This window comes from Roseibium aquae (genome assembly GCF_008711285.1).
In the GTDB taxonomy this organism is placed as follows: Bacteria; Pseudomonadota; Alphaproteobacteria; order Rhizobiales; family Stappiaceae; genus Roseibium; species Roseibium aquae.
The window spans coordinates 184,080-209,831 of the sequence record NZ_VXDC01000001.1 but is presented as its reverse complement, the minus strand read 5'-3'; the positions used below and the strand labels follow the sequence as shown (position 1 = coordinate 209,831).

The 25,752-nt window shown below is 58.9% G+C and carries 14 protein-coding genes; 8 read left to right on the top strand and 6 right to left on the bottom strand.

Going from position 1 to position 25,752, the window contains the following annotated elements:
• Nucleotides 1-40: 40 nt before the first annotated feature.
• Nucleotides 41-8,707, bottom strand: coding sequence for a cadherin domain-containing protein (locus tag F0184_RS00895; protein ID WP_150493508.1), 8,667 nt, complete (start codon nucleotides 8,705-8,707; stop codon nucleotides 41-43).
• Nucleotides 8,708-8,882: 175 nt separating this feature from the next.
• Here F0184_RS00895 and F0184_RS00890 point away from each other — a divergent pair, with 175 nt between their 5' ends.
• Genes F0184_RS00890 through F0184_RS00880 form a run of 3 tightly spaced genes read left to right on the top strand, consistent with a single transcriptional unit; the run spans nucleotide 8,883 to nucleotide 14,263 of the window.
• On the top strand, nucleotides 8,883-10,658 hold the full coding sequence (locus tag F0184_RS00890; protein ID WP_150493506.1) for a peptidase domain-containing ABC transporter: 1,776 nt from the start codon (nucleotides 8,883-8,885) through the stop codon (nucleotides 10,656-10,658).
• Nucleotides 10,659-10,669: 11 nt separating this feature from the next.
• Nucleotides 10,670-12,880 carry a peptidase domain-containing ABC transporter gene (locus tag F0184_RS00885; protein ID WP_150493504.1) on the top strand — a complete coding sequence of 737 codons (2,211 nt, stop codon included), beginning with the start codon at nucleotides 10,670-10,672 and terminating at the stop codon, nucleotides 12,878-12,880.
• Between the two features lie 42 nt (nucleotides 12,881-12,922).
• Nucleotides 12,923-14,263, top strand: a complete 1,341-nt coding sequence (locus tag F0184_RS00880) for an HlyD family type I secretion periplasmic adaptor subunit (protein ID WP_150493502.1) — start codon at nucleotides 12,923-12,925, stop codon at nucleotides 14,261-14,263.
• Between the two features lie 76 nt (nucleotides 14,264-14,339).
• Here the strand turns inward: F0184_RS00880 and F0184_RS00875 are convergent, their stop codons facing one another.
• The 3 genes from F0184_RS00875 to F0184_RS00865 all read right to left on the bottom strand — a co-directional run bounded on the left by F0184_RS00875 (nucleotide 14,340) and on the right by F0184_RS00865 (nucleotide 17,327).
• On the bottom strand, nucleotides 14,340-15,371 hold the full coding sequence (locus tag F0184_RS00875; protein WP_150493500.1) for a quaternary amine ABC transporter ATP-binding protein: 1,032 nt from the start codon (nucleotides 15,369-15,371) through the stop codon (nucleotides 14,340-14,342).
• Nucleotides 15,364-16,248, bottom strand: a complete 885-nt coding sequence (locus tag F0184_RS00870; protein WP_150493498.1) for an ABC transporter permease — start codon at nucleotides 16,246-16,248, stop codon at nucleotides 15,364-15,366. Before F0184_RS00870 ends, F0184_RS00875 begins: the two co-directional genes overlap by 8 nt.
• Nucleotides 16,249-16,334: 86 nt before the next feature.
• The gene (locus F0184_RS00865) at nucleotides 16,335-17,327 is read right to left on the bottom strand and encodes an ABC transporter substrate-binding protein (RefSeq protein ID WP_150493496.1); all 993 of its coding nucleotides are present in this window, start codon (nucleotides 17,325-17,327) and stop codon (nucleotides 16,335-16,337) included.
• A gap of 618 nt (nucleotides 17,328-17,945) precedes the next feature.
• Between F0184_RS00865 and F0184_RS00860 the strand changes: the two genes are divergently transcribed.
• The 3 genes from F0184_RS00860 (at nucleotide 17,946) to F0184_RS00850 (ending at nucleotide 20,203) form a co-directional block, all read left to right on the top strand.
• Nucleotides 17,946-18,359 carry a VOC family protein gene (locus F0184_RS00860; RefSeq protein WP_150493494.1) on the top strand — a complete coding sequence of 138 codons (414 nt, stop codon included), beginning with the start codon at nucleotides 17,946-17,948 and terminating at the stop codon, nucleotides 18,357-18,359.
• On the top strand, nucleotides 18,356-19,303 hold the full coding sequence (locus F0184_RS00855) for a 2-hydroxyacid dehydrogenase (protein WP_150493492.1): 948 nt from the start codon (nucleotides 18,356-18,358) through the stop codon (nucleotides 19,301-19,303). Before F0184_RS00860 ends, F0184_RS00855 begins: the two co-directional genes overlap by 4 nt.
• Before the next feature lie 81 nt (nucleotides 19,304-19,384).
• Nucleotides 19,385-20,203 carry a sugar phosphate isomerase/epimerase family protein gene (locus F0184_RS00850; RefSeq protein WP_150493489.1) on the top strand — a complete coding sequence of 273 codons (819 nt, stop codon included), beginning with the start codon at nucleotides 19,385-19,387 and terminating at the stop codon, nucleotides 20,201-20,203.
• 51 nt (nucleotides 20,204-20,254) lie between these two features.
• On the opposite strand, the gene gndA is transcribed toward F0184_RS00850, so the two are convergent.
• Nucleotides 20,255-21,685, bottom strand: a complete 1,431-nt coding sequence (gndA, locus tag F0184_RS00845; RefSeq protein ID WP_150493487.1) for an NADP-dependent phosphogluconate dehydrogenase — start codon at nucleotides 21,683-21,685, stop codon at nucleotides 20,255-20,257.
• A gap of 211 nt (nucleotides 21,686-21,896) precedes the next feature.
• Between gndA and F0184_RS00840 the strand changes: the two genes are divergently transcribed.
• Together F0184_RS00840 and F0184_RS00835 are read left to right on the top strand one after the other, a co-directional pair.
• Nucleotides 21,897-22,877: an ABC transporter substrate-binding protein gene (locus tag F0184_RS00840; protein WP_150493485.1), complete on the top strand. Its 981-nt coding sequence runs from the start codon at nucleotides 21,897-21,899 to the stop codon at nucleotides 22,875-22,877.
• A gap of 79 nt (nucleotides 22,878-22,956) precedes the next feature.
• On the top strand, nucleotides 22,957-24,657 hold the full coding sequence (locus F0184_RS00835) for an ABC transporter permease (RefSeq protein ID WP_150493483.1): 1,701 nt from the start codon (nucleotides 22,957-22,959) through the stop codon (nucleotides 24,655-24,657).
• Here the strand turns inward: F0184_RS00835 and F0184_RS00830 are convergent.
• Nucleotides 24,654-25,709 carry an ABC transporter ATP-binding protein gene (locus F0184_RS00830; RefSeq protein ID WP_150493481.1) on the bottom strand — a complete coding sequence of 352 codons (1,056 nt, stop codon included), beginning with the start codon at nucleotides 25,707-25,709 and terminating at the stop codon, nucleotides 24,654-24,656. The two genes, F0184_RS00835 and F0184_RS00830, sit on opposite strands and share 4 nt — an antisense overlap.
• Nucleotides 25,710-25,752 lie beyond the last annotated feature (43 nt).

Below are 25,752 nucleotides of genomic sequence, written 5' to 3'. Positions count from 1 at the left end.
CCGGCGGTCATCTGACCGCCGGCCTGTTTTGTCAGCCGCCCTACATCTGAGCGCTCTCCAGGTCGGAAAAGTCCTGGCTTCCGGTTTGGGCCAGCTCGACAAAACCGCCAGAGTCTTCCGACAGGCCGCCGGATCCACCCAGATCGTCGAGGGGGTCCTCGACCGGATTCACAGACCAATCCGCGCCCGTTTCCCCGGACTTGTCACCTGCACCGGGCTCGCTCATTTCGATCCAACTGCCGGACCCTTCGCCGCCGCTTCCGGACTGGGCAGCAAATGCGACCATAGATTCGCCGCCATCATCGCTGCCGGGCATCTCATTGTCCTGTTCAAAGCCCAGATCGTCATCAAAGTTGTTGTAAAGACCGGTATCTTCCGCGTCGTCTTTGCTGAGCTCTTCACTGCTCATGCCGAACAACGTGTTGCCGTCATCGAAATACTCATCGCCGGCCTCCTTGTCGGCGACCTTCGTTCCACCACTCAGGTCGACTTCATTGTCCCAACGGACCGGACCCGATCTGGAGGTCCTGCTTGAGTCATCCTCAAGCGGAACGACCTGTGTTTCGGCAACCGCTGGCCCATCATCGAAGCCGTTCACGGTCACGGTAAGGGTCGCGGTGTCGGTGTTCCCGCCACTGTCGGTCACGGTATAGGTGAACACTTCGTCGTCTGAAGCCCCGGTGGCAAGCGATTGTGCCGCAGCGCTGTCGGGATCCAGAAGGTAGGTGTAGCTGCCGTCCGAGTTGATCGTCAGGGAGCCATAGTCACCTTGGATTTGAGTTCCCGCAGCGAAGTTCTCATCATTGAAGGAGACGCTGGTCACAGACATCGCCCCTTCCGGATCGAGGTCATTCGACAGGACGTTGCCTTCCACCTTGGCGGTTTGGCCGAGTGAATCCGTGGTTTCGGTCGCCCCCCAGCCGCTGTCCTTCATCGCATAGTCGTCAGGCCTTGACACTGTTCCGGTATCGGGATCGATCTGGAACACTTTTCCGCCATCGGTGAACGCATAGATCTGCCCGGCCGGATCGCCGACAAGTCCGAAAGCATTGCTGACCGGCAGCTTCGCCACCACAGCCAGAGTCGCGCCAGACCCCGGATCGATTTCAACGATCGAGCCGTCCGACGCCGACAAATAGAGCTTGCCTCCGGCAAACGCGAGGTCGCCGGCCGACCCATAGTCCATCTGACCGATAAAGGTGGATTTCCCGGTCGCCGGATCCAGCGTGTATAGCTTCCCGCTGGTGCTGGCCGCATACAGCGTGCCATCGGGTGCGAACTCCAACGCATTCATGGAGGTCCCGAACGAAGAAGAAGAGATCTTCGTTGCCTTGCCTGTATCGGGATCAACCACATAAAGCTTGCTGAACGTGATCCCGTATAGATTGCCCGAGCTGTCCAGAGCGATGTCCGTCAACGCGCCGACACCCGTCGAACCGATTACGGTATCACTGCCGTCCGAACTGATGAGATGGAGCTCACCATCGTCGTCTGTGTAATAGAAGGATGTTTTCGTCAGCCCCACTGTGGCCGCATCGTCGTTTGCCACCACGGGTTCATTGACAGATTCAACATCGATTTTGAAGGTCTTGGACGAGGATGACCCATCGGACGATGTAGCCTTGACCTGAAGCCCGATCTGATCGCCGGGGATCAAATCCGCTCCGTCCGCAACGGTCACAACGCCCGTCACTTCATCGATATCGAACCGGTCGTCGGTGATCGAATAGGTCACGGTGTCGACTGCATCGGCATCCTTGGCAAACGCTGTGATCCCGACGACAACACCGGCTGCCGCGCCTGCCATGACAACATTCGCCGCGTTGTCTGTATCGCTGACCTTGCCAATCGGCTCGTTGACCGGGTTCCCGTCATCGATATCGATGACATCGATGACAATGGTCTCCGTGTCCGACAGCCCGCCCTGATCGGTGGCCGTGACCTCGACGCTCACCTGCGGTTCGGTCTCGTAGTCGAGTGCCTGATCGTCCTTCAGCTTCAAGAGGTACTTGCCGTCCTTGGCGACCACCTCGAACCGGTCGTCGGACACCGTGAACGTATGCGTGTCGCCCGCATCCGGATCAACCACCGAAAGCGGAGCAACCTCGGCGCCCTTGAATTCCTCCACGACACCTATGCGCCCATCGGACTTGATGGAAACGCTGTCGATCAGCGCACCGCCGTTATTGTCGGATCCGATCTCGACGAATGTCAGCGTGTCAGAGCCGTCACCCGCACCACCGACCAGATTGTAGCTGAAGGACTGCCAATCGCTGCCGGTCTTGGCGGGATCAATCGTATCGATCAACTCGCCGTTCCAGTAGACTTCGGCAACACTTTGCCCCTCGCCGCCGCGCGACTTCATGTCGAAGCTTAGCGCGTAGACTTGACCGTCCAACATACCGTCAATTTGCTGCGACGCGGTTCCATTGGTCTTGGCAGCCAAATCCAGATGATGTGTCCCATCTGTGGCCCCGAAGTTCAAATGACCCTGCTGATGAACATCAACGTCCTGGTAGGCCCATCCTTCGATGCTGGTCGGGTTTTCATACCAGCCAGTGCCATCCTTTCCACCTAGGGGCCCTTCGAACACCTCGAAGCTTCCATTGACGATGAACTCCCTGGATCCGTCCTCCAGGTGCACGATGAGGTCGGGGGCTTCGTTGCCGTCCTGGACCTCGATGTCGAAATCCTTCGTTTGGGAAGACCCGTCCGTCGAGGTCGCCGTGACCGTGACGGTCACCGTCGGTTCGGTTTCCGCATCGAAGCTTGCCCCGTCCTTGACGGTCACAACCCCGGTATTGGCATCGATCTCGAACCGGTCATCACCGCTCAGTTCATAGGTGACCGTGTCCGTCGCATCCTTGTCCTCGGCAAAGGCCGTGAGACCGGTGTCCTCGCCGCCGCCGGCGGTCTCGGAAATCTGGTTGGACGCGTCATCGACGTCCGACACAGGCCCGATCGAGAACTCGCTGGTGTCGTCGCCCACTTCGATCCTGAAGGTCTTGGACGAGGTCGAACCGTCGGTCGAGGTCGCCGTGACCTCAACATCGATGGTCGGGGTCGTCTCGCGATCGATATCCGCGCCCGCGGCGACCGTGAGCACACCCGTATCCGCGTCGATCTCGAACCGGTCATCGGTGATCGAATAGGTCACCGTATCCCCCGCATCGGCATCGCTCGCAAAAGCCGTGATACCAACCACGGTCCCGCCCGACGCGTTCTCGATCACCGCATTCCGGGTGCTGTCCGTGTCGCTCACAGGACCGACAGGCTCGGTGTTTTCGATGATATCCAGGACATCGATCACAATGGTCTCGGTATCCGACAGCCCGCCGCTGTCGGTCGCCGTGACCTGGAGGGTCACCTGCGTCTCCGTCTCGTAGTCGAGCGCCTGGTCGTCCTTCAGTTTCAAGACATAGGAGCCGTCCTTGGCGACCACCTCGAACCGGTCGTCGGACACCGTGAACGTATGCGTGTCGCCCGCATCCGGGTCGATCACCGAAAGCGGCACGACTTCAACGCCAGGGGTTTCTTCGACAATCGCGATCCGGTCCGTGCCGGTCAGTTCGACATTGTCGATGAAGGCGCCGAACGTGTTGTTGTCTTCGCTCGTCTCGCGGAACTCGAGGACATCATTCCCCCCGGTTCCCACGACCTTCAGCTCAACGGTCTGCCAGTTGCCCGCTGCCGGATCAACACTGGTGACCAGTTCCCCGTTCCAATAGACCTCGACCGTATTCGAGGCGTCATTGGTGCGCGCCTGAACATCGAAGGACAAGTCATAAACCTGACCCAAAGACGTCTCGACCGTCTGGGAAATCGAATTGACGTTGGAGTCCGAGTCCAGTTCCAGATGCTGGTCGCCTTCGGTCGCCGAAACGCCGTTGAAGTTGTCCCAGATCTCCATCTTGCCGTTGCTCGTCCACGCGCCCGAACTGTCGTCCGCGAACTGCTTCCAGGTCCCAGGCGCAACATCGAACGATTCAAACGATCCGTTCTTGATCAGGTTGGTGCCGACCGGGCCGTAATCCACGACCAGATCCGGCGCCTCGTTCACATCGCCGATATTGACGGTAAACGTGCCCGTTGACGTCGACCCGTCGGAAGACGTGGCCGTGACTTCAACATCAAGCGCGGTTTCCGTCTCATGATCGAAGCTCACACCGCTCTTCACCGAGATCCGGCCCGTATCCGGATCGATCTCGAACCGGTCATCGCCGCCCGTCAAAGCATAAGACACGATATCCGTCACATCCGGATCGTTCGCGAACGCCGTCACGCCCGTGTACTCACCGCCCGTTCCATTCTCGGCAACAACATTGCCCGATGCGTCGCTGTCCGACACAGGACCGATCGGGCCCATGTCCTCATCGATATCGATGACATCGATGACAATGGTCTCCGTGTCCGACAGCCCGCCCTGATCGGTGGCCGTGACCTCGACGCTCACCTGCGGTTCGGTCTCGAAGTCGAGCGCCCGATCATCCTTCAGCTTCAAGAGGTACTTGCCGTCCTTGGCGACCACCTCGAACCGGTCGTCGGAGACCGTGAACGTATGCGTGTCGCCCGCATCCGGATCAACCACCGAAAGCGGAGCAACCTCGGCACCCTTGAATTCCTCGAGAATGGCAGTCCGATTGTCTGATTTGATGGACACGCTGTCGATGTAAACGCCATGGCTGTTGTCCGAGCCTTTGTCCACAAAGGTCAAAGTGTTCGTTCCATCACCGGAGCCGCCAACAATATCAAAACTATAGCTCTGCCAATCCGCGCCCAGATCGGTCGGGTCGAGCGTGTCGATCAACTCGCCGTTCCAATAGACCTCGGCAACGCCTTCTCCGGGCTTGTTGCCACGCGAGTTGAGATCGAAGCTGAGACTGTAGACTTGGCCGTCCAGCATCCCGTCGATTTCCTGCGAAATCGTACCGTTTTCGTCAGCGGTCAGGTCAAGACGGTGGTCGCCGTCTGTGGTGCCTTCACCATGCCGGTCAGCCTGATGGATATCAACGTTCTCATAGGTCCATCCATCGATCGAATCCGGCACGTCATACCAGCCCGTTCCGTCGGTGCCAGACAGGGTTCCGGAGAAAGTCTCGAAGCTTCCATTGACGATGAACTCCCTGGATCCGTCCTCCAGATGCACGATGAGGTCGGGGGCTTCGTTGCCGTCCTGGACCTCGATGTCGAAATCCTTCGTTTGGGAAGATCCGTCCGTCGAGGTCGCCGTGACCGTGACAGTCACCGTCGGCTCGGTTTCCGCATCGAAGCTTGCCCCGTCCTTGACGGTCACAACCCCGGTATTGGCATCGATCTCGAACCGGTCGTCGCCGCTGAGCTCATACGTGACCGTGTCGGTCGCATCCTTGTCCTCGGCAAAGGCCGTGAGACCGGTGTCCTCGCCGCCGCCGGCGGTCTCGGAAATCTGGTTGGACGCATCATCGGCGTCCGACACAGGCCCGATCGAGAACTCGCCGGTGTCGTCGCCCACTTCGATCCTGAAGGTCTTGGACGAGGTCGAGCCGTCGGTCGAGGTCGCCGTGACCTCAACATCGATGGTCGGGGTCGTCTCGCGATCGATATCCGCGCCCGCGGCGACCGTGAGCACACCCGTATCCGCGTCGATCTCGAACCGGTCATCGGTGATCGAATAGGTCACCGTATCCCCCGCATCGGCATCGCTCGCAAAAGCCGTGATACCAACCACGGTCCCGCCCGACGCGTTCTCGATCACCGCATTCCGGGTGCTGTCCGTGTCGCTCACAGGACCGACAGGCTCGGTGTTTTCGATGATATCCAGGACATCGATCACAATGGTCTCGGTATCCGACAGCCCGCCGCTGTCGGTCGCCGTGACCTGGAGGGTCACCTGCGTCTCCGTCTCGTAGTCGAGCGCCTGGTCGTCCTTCAGTTTCAAGACATAGGAGCCGTCCTTGGCGACCACCTCGAACCGGTCGTCGGACACCGTGAACGTATGCGTGTCGCCCGCATCCGGGTCGATCACCGAAAGCGGCACGACTTCAACGCCAGGGGTTTCTTCGACAATCGCGATCCGGTCCGTGCCGGTCAGTTCGACATTGTCGATGAAGGCGCCGAACGTGTTGTTGTCTTCGCTCGTCTCGCGGAACTCGAGGACATCATTCCCCCCGGTTCCCACGACCTTCAGCTCAACGGTCTGCCAGTTGCCCGCTGCCGGATCAACACTGGTGACCAGTTCCCCGTTCCAATAGACCTCGACCGTATTCGAGGCGTCATTGGTGCGCGCCTGAACATCGAAGGACAAGTCATAAACCTGACCCAAAGACGTCTCGACCGTCTGGGAAATCGAATTGACGTTGGAGTCCGAGTCCAGTTCCAGATGCTGGTCGCCTTCGGTCGCCGAAACGCCGTTGAAGTTGTCCCAGATCTCCATCTTGCCGTTGCTCGTCCACGCGCCCGAACTGTCGTCCGCGAACTGCTTCCAGGTCCCAGGCGCAACATCGAACGATTCAAACGATCCGTTCTTGATCAGGTTGGTGCCGACCGGGCCGTAATCCACGACCAGATCCGGCGCCTCGTTCACATCGCCGATATTGACGGTAAACGTGCCCGTTGACGTCGACCCGTCGGAAGACGTGGCCGTGACTTCAACATCAAGCGCGGTTTCCGTCTCATGATCGAAGCTCACACCGCTCTTCACCGAGATCCGGCCCGTATCCGGATCGATCTCGAACCGGTCATCGCCGCCCGTCAAAGCATAAGACACGATATCCGTCACATCCGGATCGTTCGCGAACGCCGTCACGCCCGTGTACTCACCGCCCGTTCCATTCTCGGCAACAACATTGCCCGATGCGTCGCTGTCCGACACAGGACCGATCGGGAATTCATTCGCATCCGTGATCGCGATCTCGAAGGTCTCCGTCGAGATTGAGCCGTCGTCGGATGTGGCCGTCACCGTCACAGACGCCGCGCTCTCGGTTTCCGCGTCAAAGCTTGCACCATCGGCAACCGTGATCACGCCCGTGTCCGCGTCGATCACGAAACGGTCGTCGCCAGACATCGAGTAGGTCACATCGTCGGACACGTCCGGATCGTCGGCAAACGCCGTGATCCCAACGACCGTGCCAGGCACCGCGTCCTCGGAAATCGAATTGTCCGTCGCGTTCTCGTCAACCACAGGACCGATCGGGAATTCATTCGCATCCGTGATCGCGATCTCGAAGGTCTCCGTCGAGATTGAGCCGTCGTCGGATGTGGCCGTCACCGTCACAGACGCCGCGCTCTCGGTTTCCGCGTCAAAGCTTGCACCATCGGCAACCGTGATCACGCCCGTGTCCGCGTCGATCACGAAACGGTCGTCGCCAGACATCGAGTAGGTCACATCGTCGGACACGTCCGGATCGTCGGCAAACGCCGTGATCCCAACGACCGTGCCAGGCACCGCGTCCTCGGAAATCGAATTGTCCGTCGCGTTCTCGTCAACCACAGGACCGATCGGGAATTCATTCGCATCCGTGATCGTGATCTCGAAGGTCTCCGTCGAGATTGAGCCGTCGGTCGAGGTCGCCGTAACGGTCACGGAGACCGTGGGTTCGGTTTCCACATCGAATTCCGCATCCGGTGCGACAGTCACAACACCTGTTTCCGGGTCAATAATGAAGCGGGGGTCGTCGATCGTATAGGTAACCGTGTCGGTTGCATCCGGGTCCACCGCCAGGCCGGTCAGGCCGACCACTGTTCCACCGGCGGCGTCCTCGCCAATCGTGTTTGCGGCGGGGTTGGCATCGGAGACGGGACCAACCGGATCCTCGTTCACATCGGTCACGGTCAACGAAAAAGTCTGGGAGGAGAAGGATCCGTCACTTGACGTGGCCGTCACCGTGACGCTGACGGTCGGCTCGGTTTCGGTGTCGAACTCCGCGTCCGGCGCAATCGTGACGACCCCTGTTACCGGATCAATCACAAAGCGGGGATCGTCGATAGTGTAGGTAACCGTGTCTCCGGCATCCGGATCCACGGCCAGACCGGTCAGGCCGACGACGGTGCCCGCACCCGCGTCCTCCGCAAAAGCATTTGCGGCCGCGTTCGCATCTGTCACCGGACCGATGGCTGCATTGGGTGTGACGGGCCCGCCATCATCGCCTTCGTCATCATCGCCCGGATCGTCACCGGCCAGTTCCGGTTCCGGTGTCCCATCGCCGCCGCCGATGCCAGGGCCAGCTTCCCGGCTTGCGACATCCACACCTTCGCCGCCGAGGTCGAACTCGTCCAAGCCGAGATCGGGTCCGGTGGCTTCGGGAGCACCGCCGCCGCCCCCGCCAAAAGCATCGCCATCGCCATCTTCGGTAGATTCTGTCGGGTCAACGCCGGTTGTTCCGATCGGCAGCGTGCCGGCCGGTCCTGAAATCCCATCGGGCGCCAGATCGATATCGGAGATTAAGCTATCGCCATCGCCTTTCGCTTGTCCGTCAGGCAGAACCCCCCCGATGCCTTCGGCATCGATTGGCACGGCCTGAAACAAATTGGCCAGCGTCGCCTCGCTGCTCTCACCGGGATCAACAGACATTTTGTAGTCGTTGCTGTCCGCCGAACGATACAAGTCGGAGGATTGCGCTCCCATCCGCGCCGCATCAAGACTGGAAACCGTAGAACCGCCACCATCCGAAGCAGCCGCTTGCCCAGATTTCACGTTTTCGTCGACCGGTTTTGTATTGCTCACGCTCATGGCTCTGACGCACTCCAACTCATTACATTGGGGAACAAGGCCATCGGTACATTAATAAATACGTAAACTGATCGAATAAACTGCAGTTTCTAAGCAATTTTTCGAATAATCGATTTGCCGCTTGGTAAACACTTTTGAAATTTTTACATGCATAACTAGCCGCCAGGAGGCTGGCATGATGTTAAATTTCGTTCGATCCTTTTTCGGCAACATTTCCTTGCCGGGGCTGGCATTTGAGAGCTCGGAAACCGGCAAGAAGGTGACCGCGCCTGCCTTGCCGAGATCCGTTGTCGCCGCCTCGATCCTGGTCAACATTCTCGGGCTGGCCCTGCCACTCACCATTCTCCAGGTCTACGACCGGATACTTCCCAACAAGGCGACAGACACTCTGGTTGTTCTCGTGCTGGGACTGTGCGGCGTTCTGGCGATTGACGCCCTCCTCAAAATCATTCGCGGATACCTCGTCGCCTGGCAGGCCATGAAGTATTCGCACGGTGCATATCTCGAAGCCATAAGGCGTATTCTCTACGCCCGGTCGGACTTCAGTGCGCAAGCCTCGGTATCCCAGCAAATGGACTCGCTGCGGTCCTTGCAGGCGCTCGGGGATCACTATGGCGGACAGGCACGCCTGCTGGTCATCGACATTCCTGCGAGCTTGATTTTCCTTGTTGTTCTGTTCCTGATCGGGGGACCGGTGGGACTGGTTCCGATTGCGCTGCTGGCACTGTTTGCCGTCATCACCACGCGCACGAACAGCAAGCTGAACACACTCATCGAAAACCGGTCCGTGCAGGATCGGCGAAAATACGATTTCATCCTTGAAGTTTTGAGCGGCCTGCCGACGATCAAGGGTATCGGGTTGGAACCCCTGATCATGCGCCGGTACGAGCGCCTGCAAAAACAGGTTTCCCAGCAGGGATACGACTATATCGAACTGTCGAACCATGGCCGTAACCTGTCGGGGCTTTTCACCGTCCTGACGACTGTTTTCGTCGTCTCGGCGGGGGCATTTCTGGCCATGGCGGGCATGATTAGCGTAGGAACGGTGGCTGCCTGCACACTGCTTGCCGGTCAAGTCGTCCAACCCATGCTGCGCGGCATCAATCACTGGACGGATATGCAGCGCATTCAGCATGACTATCGCGAGGCCAGCAGACTTTTCGATCTGCCGCGCGAGGCGAGAACGCGCGGCCAGCATATCCCGGTCACTGGTAACATCTCGCTGGAGAACGTTTCCTTCAGATACGCGACCGGCTCAACCTTCGATATCAAGGACATCAGTTTGTCGATCCCGGCAGGTCAGATCATTGCCTTTGAAGGAAATGACGGCAGCGGCCGGTCGACACTCACTCGCCTGATCAGTGGTGACCTGAAACCCACAGCCGGGCGGATCCTGATCGACGGGCACGATCTTTTTGGCGAGAACCAGCGAAGTCTCCGCAGTCAAATCGCTTATGTCGGTAATGATTCGGAGATGTTCACCGGCACCATCCTGCAAAACCTCACGCTCTTCGGCTCACAGGCGGATCCAAGAAAAGCGCGCATGGCGGCGAACCTGATCGGACTTGAAAAGGATATTCATCTCCTGCCGAAAGGATACGACACGGTGCTCGGCGCAGGCTTGGAAGAAAATCTCACGGATTCCATGCTGCAGCGCATTGCGATCGCCCGGGCCCTGGCGAAAGAACCCAAGATTCTGCTTCTGGACGATGCCAACGGCGCGCTGGACCATGGTGGCGAAACCGCGCTGATGGAAGCTCTTCAGCGACTGAAAGGCCAGCTTACTCTTGTGATCGTCACCCACAGACCGTCGTTCAGGGCCATCGCAGACATTGAATACATCATCGAGAATGGTCAATTGGCCTCTTCGTCACGTCCAACTCCGGGCAAACCGGCCCGCACAGTCGCGCGTGCGCGCCCTTCTTCAGACAACACACGTCGCGCCAGCTGAGGTCGTAAGTCATGTCCCTTGCAGCCCTTTCCGACACCGGGTCGCTGGAAGCCTCGGCAGAACGGCCCCAAACCGCCCTCGATCTCGATGCGCGTTTGCGCCAACAGACAGGCAGCCGGCCAGATCGAGCGTCGGCTGCCGAAAACTGCCTCCTGCCGCTCCTCAAGGCTCTCGGCTGGAACGGCATGGAGCGGCACCTCTTCGAGGCCCTGCCGCACTTGGAAGGCATTCAATCTGTCTTCGATCTTCGGGCGGTGCTCACCCGGCTCAACTACCACAGCAACGCCAGCCAACGTCGGCCGGGCAGTTTGCAAGCAGAGCATTTCCCCTGTCTGATTGAAACCGAAGAAGATGTTCTGGTCTGTTTAGGCCGCCGCAATGACGGTCAACTCACGGCCTTCAGCGGGAAATCCAACGAAGAAGTATCGGTTCGACCATCGGCTTTGAAAACAGCCACGGTCTACCTCATCAACCCGGATGACACCATTGCCGGAGCCCGGCCGTCGGAATTCAAGCACTGGTCATCGCGGCTGTTCTACCAGTTCCGCGGGACGGTTATGGCGATCCTGGCGGTTGGTTTCCTCGCAAATCTCCTGGCGCTGGCGCTGCCTCTGTTTGTCATGAACGTCTATGACAAGGCGATCGGCGCCCGCTCGCCAATGGTTCTGCTCACTTTGCTGGCGGGTATCGGTGTCATTCTCATCGTGGAAGGGATGGTCAAGAAGACCAAGGCCCGACTGCAGGCCTATTTCGGGTCCAGGCTCGATTCTGTTATCTCGACAACCACGTTCCGGCACTTCCTGCATCTTCCCCTGCAAATGACGGCCGCCGCGCCCATCGGCGCGCAGATCACGCGCCTGAAGCAGTTTGACGGGGTTCGCGACGTCTTTCATGGAAACCTGGCCAACGCCCTGATCGACCTACCGTTTTCGGCATTGTTCATTTTGGTGCTGGCGCTCATCGGCGGTCCGCTTGCTCTTTTGCCGGCCGGTCTTCTTTTGGTCTACGTTGTTGCGGCCTTCACCATGATCCCGCGCATGAAACGGGCAATCAACATCGCAGGCGAAGCGAAATCCCGCCTTCAAAACATCACTGTCGAGACCTTGATGAAACACAAGGCGATACGGGACCTGTCTGCGGACGATATCTGGCTGGAAAAACACAACACCCTTTCCGCAGACTTTGCCAAAAAGAACCTGAAGACGAAGCAACTCAGCCACGTCATGCAAACGCTCTCGCAGATGATGATGACCATTTGCGGTGTTGGGGTTCTGGGATTTGGCGCCGTCATGGCAATGAACGGCAACCTGTCACAGGGCGGATTGATTGCCGTGATGGCGCTGTCCTGGCGTTCGCTCAATCCGATGCACCAGGCATTCATGAGCTTGACCCAATTGGGACAAGCCCAGCAGACCGTGGAACGCATCAATGGCCTTTTGAAGCTGGACATGGAGCGGCAACCGGGAAAACTGCCGAGTCTCTATCGGCAGTTCAGGGGCACGTTGCGCTTTTCAAACGTGGTCTTGCGCTATCCTGGGCGCCAGGAGCCGTCCCTGCGGAATTTCTCGCTGCAAATCGAACAGGGCTCGGTTGTCGCCGTGACCGGACCAAGCGGATGCGGGAAAACAAGCTTGATCCGGGCTATCTTGGGTCTTTACCGGCCGCAAATGGGGGCCATCCTGGTGGACGACCAGGATATTCGCCAGCTTGATCCGGGCGAGTGGCGCAACGCGATAGGATATGCGCCCGAACAGTTCGACTTTTTCTACGGAACCATCGCGCAGAACCTGCGAATGGCGGACCCCCAGGCCGACGACAGCGAACTCATGAAAATCTTTGAAGAATTCGGCCTGCATCACTACTCGGATTTTCTGCCGCAAGGGATTGATACCCGTCTGACGGGGCAACTCTTGAGCCGGATCCCCGATAACGTTCAGCAGCGCATACTGCTTGCACGGGCCTTTATCCGGCCGGCGCCGATCTATGTGCTGGACGATCCGGCCGGAAACCTCGATTTCGACGGCGACAAGCTGCTGATGAACAAGATTGATGCCGTACGCGGCGCTTCGACGGTCATCATGACGACCTACCGTCCGAGCCATATGCGTATGGCCGACCATGTCGTGGCCATGAAGAACGGCATGGTCGCCGTCTCAGGCAAACCCGAAGAAGTGTTGGATGAAATCATGGCCCGTCAGGGTGCGCAAACCGCCAAAGCCTAACGGCTTTTGGCCAGGATGCGGGAATGAGTGTGAGGAACGACAATGAGTACGCGAGAACAAACTGATTCGTTCAAAACGGCCGTGTACGGGCGGGTTGGGCTGCCGTTGGAGATGGAAGACGGTGTCCCGCCTGTGCTTTACTCCCGTCTTCTCATCGGCCTGACACTCGCGACGCTCGCCTTGCTGGTTTGGGCCGCGTTCGGCCAGATCCGGGAAGTCGCCAACTCGGTCGGTGAAATCACCCCGGCGGGGCAAATCCTCGCCGTTGAGCACCTTGAAGGCGGGATTGTCCAAGAACTCCTTGTCAAGGAAGGGGAACTGGTGCGGGCCGGCGCGCCCCTCGCCCGGCTTGAGCGCAACGACACCACATCCGAACTCGGACGGTTGCAGAGCCGGTTGACCTATCTGGAGCTGGAGGAACAGCGCCTGCTGGCCCAGGAATATACGGATCCGGAAACAGTCGGCTTGCGGCTTGACGTGTCGATTGACGGGCTGAGCGATCAGCAAAGGGCTGCACTTTCCGCCAACCGGCGGGCGGTGGCGGACGAACAACAGGCATATCAAGCACGGGTAGCGCAACGGGAGGCCGAAATCTCCAGCCTGGAAGCCCAGGTGACCATTCAAGAAAGCCAGGTCGAGATTGAACGTGAGAAATTCAGCATTCAGGAAGGCCTGCTGAAAGACGGATACACGTCCCGCCGCCGCTATCTGGAGGCGAAGGCCGAGTATCAGCGGGCCCAGGTCGCGCTACAACAGTTGCTTGGCAACCTCGCGCAAGCGCGTGAAACACTCACCGAATCCCGGGCGGCATTGGCCCAGGCGGGCGCCGAAGTGAACCGGGATGTGGCGGATGAGCGCGCGCGCATCGCCCAGGAACGGGTTGAACTGCAGGAAGAAATGAACAAGCTCCGCGATCAGCAGGATCGGCTGTTCGTCCGGGCGCCAGTCGACGGCTATGTCAAGTCGGTCGCACAATCCGGCCGCGGGGCCGTGGTCAATCCGGGCGACCTGATTGTCGAGATCGTGCCCCTGTCCGAGAATCTGGTGGCTGAGGTTCGCGTGAATCCAAAGGACATCGGCCATATTAATGTCGGCGATCCGGCAGACATCACCATCACCAGCTACGATCCAAACATTTATGGAACTTTGTCTGGCGAGGTTCAGACCATTTCCGCGTCAAGTTTTCAGGACGAACGCGGGCAGTATTACTTCGAGGCCATTTTGACCCTTCCCGGTCAAACCATTGGAAAAGGCGCCAATGAACGGCCGGTGCTTCCGGGGATGCAGGTCAATGGACAGATCGTAACCGGCTCCAAATCGATCCTGAATTATCTGTTGAACCCGGTCACCCGGGCCATGCGGACAATCTTCACCGAGCGATAGTCCAAAAGGACCGTTCAAAAAAACGCCCCCGGGCCAAGCATGGTCCGGGGGCGTGTCGTTTTCGGCGCACCCGGCGTCAATGGACCGCCGGTGTCACCATGGCGGTAATCGTGTCCTGAACAGTCAGGACGCCCAGCGGAGCCCCCGATCCGTTCACAACGTTCGCCTCACTTTGACCGGTATCGGCGAAGGTCTTGGCAGCCTCTTCAAGCATGACGCCGTGCGGGATGGTGATCCCGCCCTCGAGCTTGCGCGACCGGTCCATCACCGTATCGACCTTGATTACACGCCCGCGGTTCACTTCCTTCACGAAATCCGCGATGTATTCGTCTTCCGGGCGAAGGACGATTTCTTGCCCCGTCCCCTGTTGAATGACCGCACCATCCCTCAGGATGGCGATCCGGTCCCCAAGCCGCAACGCCTCATCCAGATCATGAGTGATGAAGACAATCGTCTTGTGGAGCTCTTGCTGGAGATCCAGCAGCACCGACTGCATGTCCATGCGGATCAAAGGGTCAAGCGCCGAGAAAGCTTCGTCCATCAACAGGATGTCCGCATCGTTGGTGAGTGCCCGGGCAAGGCCAACACGCTGCTGCATGCCTCCGGATAGCTGGTTTGGATAGTTGTCTTCGAACCCTTCCAATCCGACCCGCGCGATCCACCGGGCGGCCCGCTCCTCGGCTTCCTTCATCGGAACACCCTGGATCTCCAGACCGTAGACGGTGTTTTTCATCACCGTCCGGTGCGGTAAAAGGGCGAACTTCTGAAACACCATCGCGGTCTTGTGGCGTCTGAACTCCCGCAGCTCTGTCCGCGACATCTTGCACACGTCAGCATCGCCGATCAGAACCTCGCCCGCAGTCGGGTCGATCAGACGATTGATGTGCCTGATCAACGTCGATTTCCCGGATCCGGACAGCCCCATCACCACCTGGATCTTGCCGCCAGGCATGGAAATGTTGATGTCGTTCAGACCAAGAACATGATTGTGCTTCTCGTTCAGTTCGGCCTTGGGCATCCCGTCCTTGACCAGCTGAACCATGTCCTGACCGTTCGGGCCAAATATCTTGTAGAGATGCTTGATCTCGATTCCGTCGGGATCAGCCATGAACCACCTCCGAATGCTTTTGCAGGCGTTTTCCGTACGCCTGTGTAGCGCGGTCGAAAATGATGGCGATGGCCACGATTGCGAGGCCGTTCATCACACCCATGGTGAAATACTGGTTGTTGATGGCATTCAGCACCGGTTGCCCCAGCCCCCTCACCCCAATCATCGAGGCGACGACGACCATCGCCAGCGACATCATGATGGTTTGGTTGATACCGGCCATGATGGTTGGGAGCGCCAGGGGAAGCTGCACATTGACAAGTTTCTGCCGTGCGTTGGAACCAAAGGCATCGGCGGCTTCCAGCACATCCGGGTCGACCAGCCGAATGCCGAGGTTGGTCAGGCGGATCATGGGCGGAATGGCATAGATCACGACCGCGATGAGGCCGGGAATCTTCCCCAAACCGAATATCATGACGACCGGGATCAGGTACACGAAACTCGGCATGGTCTGCATGAGATCGAGAACCGGATTCACGAAGCCCTGCGCCCGATCGGACCGTGCCATCAAGATGCCGATCGGGATCCCCAATATGATAGCCAGCATCGTGCAGACGCTTACCATCGCAATGGTGCGCATGGTGTCTTCCCACATGCCGAACACGCCGATCAAAAACAGCGCGATGAAGGACCCGACAGAAATCTTGACGTCTCGGCTCAGCAGATACACCAAGCCGACAAGAACGGCGATCACGATCGGCCAGGGCGAATCGATCAAAAGCCCTTCGAGAAAAACAAGAAAGTCTTCAACCGGCTCGAAAATCTGTTCAAGCGTCTCGCCGTAAGCCCTGGTGAACTCTCTGAAGGCTCCGTCGATAGCGATCCGCATATCGCGAAGTGTACCCCGGCTCAGCGACGGGAATTCGACTAGGTCCATCCTGTTTCCCCGATGGTGCTGGTTTCATGTTTGACGGCTCCGTGCCGGTGCACGGAGCCGATCGTGTCTTGCAAGCCTAACACAGCTTAAAGGGCGGCCTTGACTTTCTCGGCGACGTCTTCCGGAACCCAGTTGGTCCAGACATCTTCGAAGTTTTCGAGAAAATAGTACGCGCCGTCTTCGTTTGTGGCTTGATTGTCCTGCATCCAGGCAAGCACCTTGCCGGCGGTCTGGTTGTCCCAGGTCCTTTTCTTGACATAGTCCATCGCCACGCCCGCCTTCTCAGCGAACTCGTCTGTCACAACGGTAAAGACTTCGGACTTCACCCAGGCATTCGGCTTCGGGTCCGGGCAATCTTCAATTACTGTGCAATTGTCCCAATGCTCCTTGTCGTGCGGCGCACCGATATCAAGCAAGGTCATGTCATATTTACCCAAAATGGCTGTAGGGGCCCAATAGTAGCCCAGCCATCCATCGCCGCGCTCGTAGGCGCGCGCCAGCGATCCATCAAGGCCGGCAGCCGACCCTGAATCGACAAGCTCAAAGCCCTTTTCCTCGGCATTGAAAGCCCGGAACTGGTTTCCGGTCGTGATGCGGCAATTCCAACCGGTCGGACAGGTAAACCACGCGCCTTTCGTATCATCCTCGGCTCCGGGGAAAAGTTCCGGTCGCGCCAAAGCATCCTCGACGGTTTTGATGTTGTGCTCTTGCGCAAGGTAGGTTGGGACCCAAAATCCCTCGACACCGCCCTCGTTCAGGATTTCGCCGCCAATGATCAGCGACCCCTCCGCGACCGCGTTGTCGAGCGGCTCACGGACGGCGTTGATCCAAAGCTCCGGCGCGATATCCGGCTCCCCTTTTTCGTTCATGGACGTGAACGTCGGCATGGTGTCGCCGGTCACAAGCTCCACCTGGCAGCCATAGCCGTTTTCGAGAATGATCTTGTCGATATTCGCGATTGCTCCGGCCGAAGCCCAATTCATTTCCGCCATTGTGACGGTGCCGCATTCCTCGGCCATCGCCGAACCGGCAGCAAATGTGAGGGCCGTGGCGGCCACGGTTACTAATAGTTTTTTCATTCCAGTACTCCCGTTTCTGGTCGGTTGGTTCACGGGGCAACAGCCCGGCATGCGTCGTCAGGACGCCCACGCACGACAGCCCATAACCAATTCATCAATATTCGCAAATGCGCTTGAACGAGTGTAGAGTTGTCAAAACGAAAAACCAGATCTGTGGCAGCCTATAGAAATAATAGACTGACTTTTAAGACCGATTTCGAATGCATACTTGCCCTTTTCACCCAGTGAACATCTATATTTCCAGGACAGCCGATTCACCTGAGAGTTCAATCTACTCAATCACGCAATCGCCAAACCTGTCGAGATCTAGCATTGCATTATGCGACAGAAGGTTCAACAGTTGAAGGGTGATTTAGCGTCACCTCTCATGAATCATACTCATAGACCGCGATTTGCGACATAAACTGACAAATTTGCGTCATCTAACGAATAAAATGCCGGTATTCCACGATTCGCAAACCCTCAGCGATGCCGCCCCGGTGTTGATGACAGGGCCGGCCCCTCATAAAAGATATTGGGACGGACCAATGAACGAAGCTGCCTCCTATCCGCCCAGACGCCCACGCCGCTGAACATGGCGGCAAGTCTTTTCAACCCTGACCGCACCAGGAGATCCTCATGCGCTCCGCTTTCCACCTTGCCTATCATGTCAACGACCTTGATGAAGCTCGAGCCTTCTACGGAGGACTTTTGGGTTGCCGCGAGGGGCGCAGTACTGACAGCTGGGTGGACTTCGACTTCTTCGGTCACCAGATCTCCCTTCACCTTGGAAAACCGTTTGAGACGAGTTTGACCGGCAAGGTCGGCGAGCACATGGTGCCGATGCCGCATCTCGGTGTGGTTTTGGATATGGACAGCTGGACCTCGCTAGCGGACCGTCTCAAAGACGCCGGTCTTGACTTCATCATGGCACCGACGATCCGGTTCCAGGGCGAGCCGGGGGAGCAAAGCACGATGTTTTTCAAGGATCCGAGCGGAAATCCGATCGAAGTGAAAGGCTTTCGGGACGAAAGCGGAATTTTTGCGCAATGAAGCCTGTGGTGCCCTTTGTCTCCAGCGCGGGACCGGCCGAACAGGACGTTTGGCTTACTGAACTGCCCAAAGCCTTGCGGACAATAGCCAGTGTCAAGCACTTGGAACACCTGTCGCCCGCTGAGGCCGCCGCGGCGAAGGTGGCGATCGTGGCCAATCCGGACGTTCGGGATCTGAGAAGGCTTCCGGCCCTGGAATGGGTGCACAGCCTGTGGGCCGGCGTGGAACGCTTGACCGCCGAGTTGCCGGAGGATGGCCCCAAGATCGTCCGCATGACCGATCCCCAAATGGCCGAAACAATGGCTGAGGCCGTTCTTGCCTGGACGTTGTACCTGCACCGCGACATGCCGCGATATGCCCAGCAGCAACGCGTGGGGCTCTGGCTGGAACACCGGTTGCGTTTGCCGCATCAGCGGCGGGTGAGCGTTTTGGGGCTCGGCCGGCTCGGCACTGCAGCCGCGCTGCGTTTAATGGATAACGGCTTCGATGTTGCAGGCTGGAGCCGGACACCCAGAACCCTCAACGGTGTTCATACCGCGCATGGCGACACCGGGCTCCGGTCCATATTGGAACGCACGGATATTGCAGTCGTTCTTGTTCCGCTGACAGCGCAAACCCGGGAACTATTGAACACAGATGCCCTCAAGTCTTTGCCGAAGGGCGCTAGCCTGATCAATTTTGCCCGCGGTCCGATCATCGACACAAGGTCGCTTTTGCAGGAACTGGATCGCGGCCATCTGGATCATGCGGTTCTGGACGTGTTCGACGAGGAACCCCTGCCGGCCTCCAGTCCGCTTTGGTCCCATCCGAAAATCACTGTTCTGCCGCATATTTCGGCCCCGACCATCCCGGAAACGGCCTGCCGGCTGCTGGCACGCAACATCCGGACCTACCTGGAGACCGGCGCCATTCCCGACCATGTGGACCATAGCCGTGGCTACTGAGGCAGGCGTCGTCATACTGTAATCCATGGCAGACTAAGTGGTCTGAAACCTGCCGATTGACCCTGACCCCGACGGTGCCAAATGACCCATCCTCCGATCCTCGGCGCGGCCTTGACGCTCGACACCTACGAGATGAACCGGGAGCTCATGAGAGAGCTCCCCAGAGATGTGGAGATCCAGGACTTCATCAACGCAGACCTGCTGAACTCCGGCGCAGCGGACGCCATTGCCCGCAGCAAAACGGTGCTTGACGGCCATGAAGGCCGGATCGGCATCCACGGGCCATTTTGGGGGTTCGCCTTGGACACCGTCGACCCGGATGTCCGGACAATCGTCAAGAAACGCCTCAAGCAAGCCCTGGATATATGCGCCGCGATCAGGGCGACCCACATGGTCGTTCACAGCCCGTTTTCCACATGGGACTTCAACAATCTCGACAATTATGAGCGCGGCAAAGAACGGAAAATCGAACTCTGCCATCTGAGCATGGGGGAGGCCGTTAAGCAGGCCGAGGACATCGGCTGCATGCTCGTGATCGAGAACATCGAGGACAAGGACCCCAATGACCGCCTGAAACTCGCCGACAGCTTCCAGTCGCCGTCTGTCGGCCTTTCCGTCGACACCGGCCATGCCCACTATGCGCATGGCAGCACCGGTGCGCCTCCGGTCGACTACTTCGTCAAACTTGCCGGCAACCGCCTGCACCATGTGCATTTGCAGGACGCGGATGGGTATGCGGATCGCCACTGGTCCCTCGGCGAAGGCACGATCAACTGGCCATCGGTATTCGCAGCCCTTACTGCGGCGACCAGCAATCCGCGGCTGATCATCGAGTTGCGCGACCACAGTCAGATCAGACAATCGATTGATGCAATGAAAGCCCTTGGCCTCGCACAATGAACACTACCACGGGACAGGCGCGCGGGAAGCTGCCTGTCCCGTGTGCCTGTGTTAGGCGATCGCCCATGGGCCATGGAAGCTGTCTCCCGGCATATCGGTGCGCTCAAATCCATGGGCGCCAAAGAAATCGCGCTGACCCTGTATGATGTTCGCGGTGGACCGGCCGGTCCGCATGATATCGAAATACGACAAGGCGGCGGACAGCGCAGGAACCGGTAAACCGTGGAGCGTCGCCATGGCCACGGTTTTGCGCAGCCCGTCCTCGCTCCGCCGGAGCGTGTCGGCGAAGAATGGCGCCAGGATGAGATTGCGGCCCGGCTGTTCCTCAAGGGCCGATGCCATATCATTCAAGAGTGCGGAGCGGATGATGCAGCCCGCCCGCCAAACACGGGCGATTTCGGGCACCGGCATGGCCCAGCCATATTGCCGGGCTGCTGCCGAGATCAAATCGAACCCTTGCGCATAGCACAGGATCTTGCCCGCCAGCAGGGCCGGTTCCAGCACCTCAGGTCCAAGCAAGCCTTGGGCGATAGGTCTTGGCGCCGAACCGAACACCGCTTCGCCGGCTTTGCGCTCTTCGAGGCGGGCCGACATGCCGCGCGCTCCGACTGCGGCTTCGATTGTTCCTGCCGGCGTCCCGAGCATCAGCGCTTCGATCGCCGTCCACCGGCCGGTTCCCTTCTGGCCGGCACGATCGAGGATCACATCCAGCATCGGCCTGCCGGTGTCCGGGTCGCGGGTGCGGGACACTTCGGCCGAGATTTCGATCAGATATGACTGCAAGACACCCTGGTTCCAGCCGTCAAACACATCCGCAACCGCGGAATTGTCCAGTTTCAAACCATCACGCATGATGCCGTAGACTTCGGCGATCATTTGCATGTCGGCATATTCGATCCCGTTGTGAACGGTCTTGACCAGATGCCCCGCTCCCGCCTCACCAAGCCAGGCGGCGCAAGGCACGTTTTCGAATTTGGCCGAGATCGCTTCAAGGAGCGGTTGAACCCTGGCGAAGGCGGATCTGTCGCCGCCTGCCATGATCGACGGTCCGAAACGCGCGCCTTGTTCGCCGCCAGATACCCCAATTCCCATGAAATGCGGGCCCCCTGACAAGGCCGTCGCGGCCCGGCGGTTGGTGTCGTGATAGTTCGCGTTGCCTGCGTCGATGATCAGATCCTCCGGATCCAGAAGCGGGCGTAAAACCTGGATCTGCGCGTCAACAGCCTCACCTGCGGGAACCATGAGGATTATGGCCCGCGGCGGCTTGATGGACGCGACGAACTCCTCGATCGTCCGGGATGGCACAAGCCGCTCCGCCAGATCGCCGGCCTTGGCGACAAACTGGTCTGTCCTCTGCGCGGTACGGTTGAATACAGCGATCCGATAGCCGTTTTCGGCAATGTTGAGGGCAAGATTGCGGCCCATGGTCCCCAAACCGATCAGACCAATTTCGGCATGCTCTTGGACTATCGGATGAGGCATGAAGGATCCTTTCTTTCAATCGATTAAATTGGGCGACAGATAAGCGTCCGAATAGCGGACCCTTGTGGCCAGCGCAATTGCTTGCGCCGGCCGCTCACAGCAAACGCATCCGTCGAATTACGGAAATCCTGAAAAAAACTGTCATGAATTGTTGATAGGTCACGGACGACCGCAGCCTTCTCCTGCGGCCCATCGCAAAAGGATTAGTGGCATGAAAAAATTCCTGATTGCAGCCGGCCTTCTGGTTGCGACATCCGCCTCGGCGTTGGCGGCCGATGTTTCCGGCAAGCTTGTTCTCTACACATCCCAGCCCAACCAGGATGCACAGCAGACCGTTGATGCTTTCATGGCAAAGCATCCGGGTGTTGAGGTCGAATGGGTCCGCGACGGCACCACCAAAATCATGGCGAAACTGCGCGCGGAGTTTGAAGCGGGAGCCCCGAAGCCGGACGTCCTCCTCATCGCCGACATGGTCACCATGGAAAGCCTGAAAGCGGAAGGGCGATTGATGGCCCATGAAGATGCGGACATTTCGGCCTACGATCCGGCGATCATGGATCCCGGCAAGACTTACTTTTCGACCAAACTGATCACCACGGGCATCGTCTACAACACCAATGCTCCGATGAAGCCAACTTCCTACAAGGATCTCTTGAAGGAAGAAGCCAAAGGCAAAATCGCCATGCCGTCGCCGCTCACCTCCGGCGCGGCAACGATTCACATGACGGCCCTCACCTCAAACCCGGAGCTCGGTTGGGCCTATTATGAGGCCCTGTTCGAGCAAGGGGCCAACCCGCAAGGCGGGAACGGTGGAACATACAAGGCGGTTGCCGGTGGAGAGAAGCTCTACGGCTTCGTGGTCGACTTCCTCCCGATCCGCAGCAAGCTGGATGGCGCGCCAGTCGAGTTCGTGTTCCCGGAAGAAGGCGTGTCCGCCGTGACCGAGCCGGTCGGGATTCTTTCGACCGCCCAAAACCCGGATGCAGCCAAGGCGTTCGTTGACTTTCTCCTGTCCGCTGAGGGACAGCAGCTTGCCGCCAGCCAGGGCTACCTGGCGGCCCATCCGGACATCGCTCCGCCCGAAGGCTTTCCAGCCCGCGATCAGATCAAGTTGATGGAGTTCGATCCCGCCGAAGCGCTTGCCAAGGATCAAGCGAACAAGCTCAAGTTCTCCGAGATTTTCGGCGGCTAAACACCAACGGCATTCAACCGCAACATCCATCCCGGCCAGTCATTGGCCGGGATGCCACCTATTCCGGACACCCGATCCCTTGCGCGCTTCTTTTTCGGCAGAAACCGTTTCGCTTGGCCTTGTCGTGGCTGGAGCCACCCTGATTTGCGGGCTGCCGCTCTTGCTTTTGTTCAAAATCGGTCTGACCGGCACCGGCGGATTCACACTGACCCCGCTGTTGGAAGCCCTGAACAGCCGTTCGGTTCAACAAGCCCTCTGGAACTCCATTGAAAGCAGCACTTTGTCTGCTCTGTGCGCGACGGTTCTGGGCACCGCTCTCGCGCTGATCATCGGTCTCACGAATGTCCGCGCGAAAGGTATTCTGGTCTTTCTCATTCTCCTGCCGATGATGATACCACCGCATGTCACGGCGATTGCGTGGATCCAGGCACTTGGACCGGGGAGCCAGGTTCTTCAGTGGTTCGGTATCGCGCCGGAAATTGGTTCGACACATCCGCTGTACTCGCGGGAGGGTTTGGTGCTTCTTTTGACCTTGCAGCACAGCCCCCTGGTGTTCCTTTTGGTGCGCGCCGCTTTGAGATCCTTCCCCCGGGAGCTTTCCGACGCAGCCCGTGTTTGCGGATCGGGCGCTTCCCGGATGCTTTGGAAGATCACCCTACCGCTTTTGGCGCCCTCGTTGCTGGCAGGGTTTGCCTTGTCGTTTGTGGCCGCGCTCGGAAATTTCGGGATCAATGCCATGCTCGGCATTCCGGCGCGCTATACAACGCTGCCGGTTCTGGTGTGGCGCAGGCTGGCCAGTTTCGGACCGGACGTTCTCCCGAACGTCGCGGTGATCTCAGTCATACTGGCAGCGGTCGCCCTGCTGGCGATCCTGCTGCAAACTGGGTTGCAAAAACGCATGCGCACTGCCCTGATCGGCCTGCCGCAGGATGCTCTGGCACTTTCCCTTGGCAAGAACCGTATCCTCATCGAGGCTTTGCTTTGGGGCTTCGTCGCAGCGGTCCTTGTCTTGCCGGCCGCCTCCCTTCTGGCCACAGCGCTGGTCAAGACCTATGGGCTGCCACTGACCTGGTCGACACTGACATTCGAGAACTTCGCGGAGGTTTTGTGGCGCCAATCGGTGACCGTTCGCGCCTTTGCGAACTCAAGTCTGATTGCCGGACTTGCCGCGATCGCGATCGCTTTGGTCAGCCTCCTGCTGGGATATTTTCTGACCCACAAAAGACGAAACCATCGCCGTGCAGCCGCAGCTGCGGGCGCCCAGGCGGAAATCGCATTTGCCGTTCCGGGAATTGTCATGTCGATTGCCTTTATTCTGGCATTCATCCGGCCGCTGCCGATTATCAATGTCTCGCTCTACGGCACGCTCTGGATCATCTTCGTGGCCTACGTCTCCTGTTTCCTGGCGATTGGATTGAAGCCGGTGACGGCTGCCTACCTGCAAATCGATGGAAGCCTGGAAGAGGCGGCCAAGGTTGCTGGGGCCGGTTTCGGGCGCCGGCTACGGCGGATCTTCGCGCCGATGATTGCGCCGGCGGCCGCTTCCGGGGCAATCCTGGTGTTCCTGACTGCATACAACGAAATCACCGTCTCGGCCCTTCTGTGGTCGACGGGGAATGAAACCATCGGGACCACGATCTTCAACTACGAAGACGGTGGCTACACAACTCTGGCGGCCGCCATGTCCACCGTCGTGGTGCTTGCCACGATCTGCATCATGCTGGCGATGAACGGGTTGGCGCAACGGGCTCCGGCAGGCACCATTCCCTGGCGGAATTAAAGCGGACCGTCCGCCGGCACAACCCAGCCCCCATCAAGGAAGAGATGCAGTTCGTCGCCGGACCCGGCACGGGTCGCCAGGTTTACAAGCACCTCCTCCGATGTCCGCTCGATGCGAACATGGGCTTCCCAATAGCCGCCGCGATAGGTTGCCCGCTGGACAATCGAGGCCAGAGCTCCGTCATCCGCGGGCTTGAGATGTTCCGGGCGGATCATCAAGCGGACTGGTCCCGGGCGCGTTGAGGACGGGCACGCAACGTCGATTGGCTGGTCCGCCCAATGGACCCGCGCACGGCCGTTTTGAACCTGCATCGCGGTCGCATTCACAATCGTGCTGCGGCCGATAAACTGCGCCGCCATTTCGCTGGCCGGGCGGGAATAGAGCTTATCCGGCGCATCCACCTGCAACAACTTGCCGTCCTTCATCAAGGCAATACGGTCGGCCAGGGCCATGGCTTCGCGCTGATCATGGGTAATGAAAATCGTGGTTGAGCCGCTTTTGCGATGAAACTCGGCAAGTTCCTCTTCCATCGCGCTGCGCAAATGCGGGTCGAGATTGGCCAGCGGTTCATCCATCAAGATGGTCCTGGCGGACTGAGCCAGACATCGTGCCAACGCAACCCTTTGCCGTTGACCGCCCGACAAGTCCGCCGGGCGGCGCTTGGCCAGAGGCGCAAGCTCCACCATTTCAAGACAGGCAGCCGTCTGGTCAGCGGTCTCCGATCTGGCAAGACCGGCTGTTTCAAGAGGAAAGGCAACATTTTGCTCGACCGACATATGCGGCCAGAGCGCATAGGATTGAAACACCACCCCGACATTGCGCCGCTCCGGCGGAACGAATGTCCGCGGTCCGGCCATCATCTGCCCGCCCAGCGCGATCTCCCCGCTGTCAATGGCTTCCAGCCCGGCAATACAGCGCAGCAACGTGGATTTGCCACAACCGGACGGTCCCAGGACGACAAAAAACTCGCCCGTTTCGATCTCGACCGACACATGGTCAAGGGCAAGGTGATCGCCAAAGCTTTTGCACAAGGAAGACAGACGAATGGACATGGCCGGGCCTTACCCGTCATTTGTAACGATCGCATTACGAGAA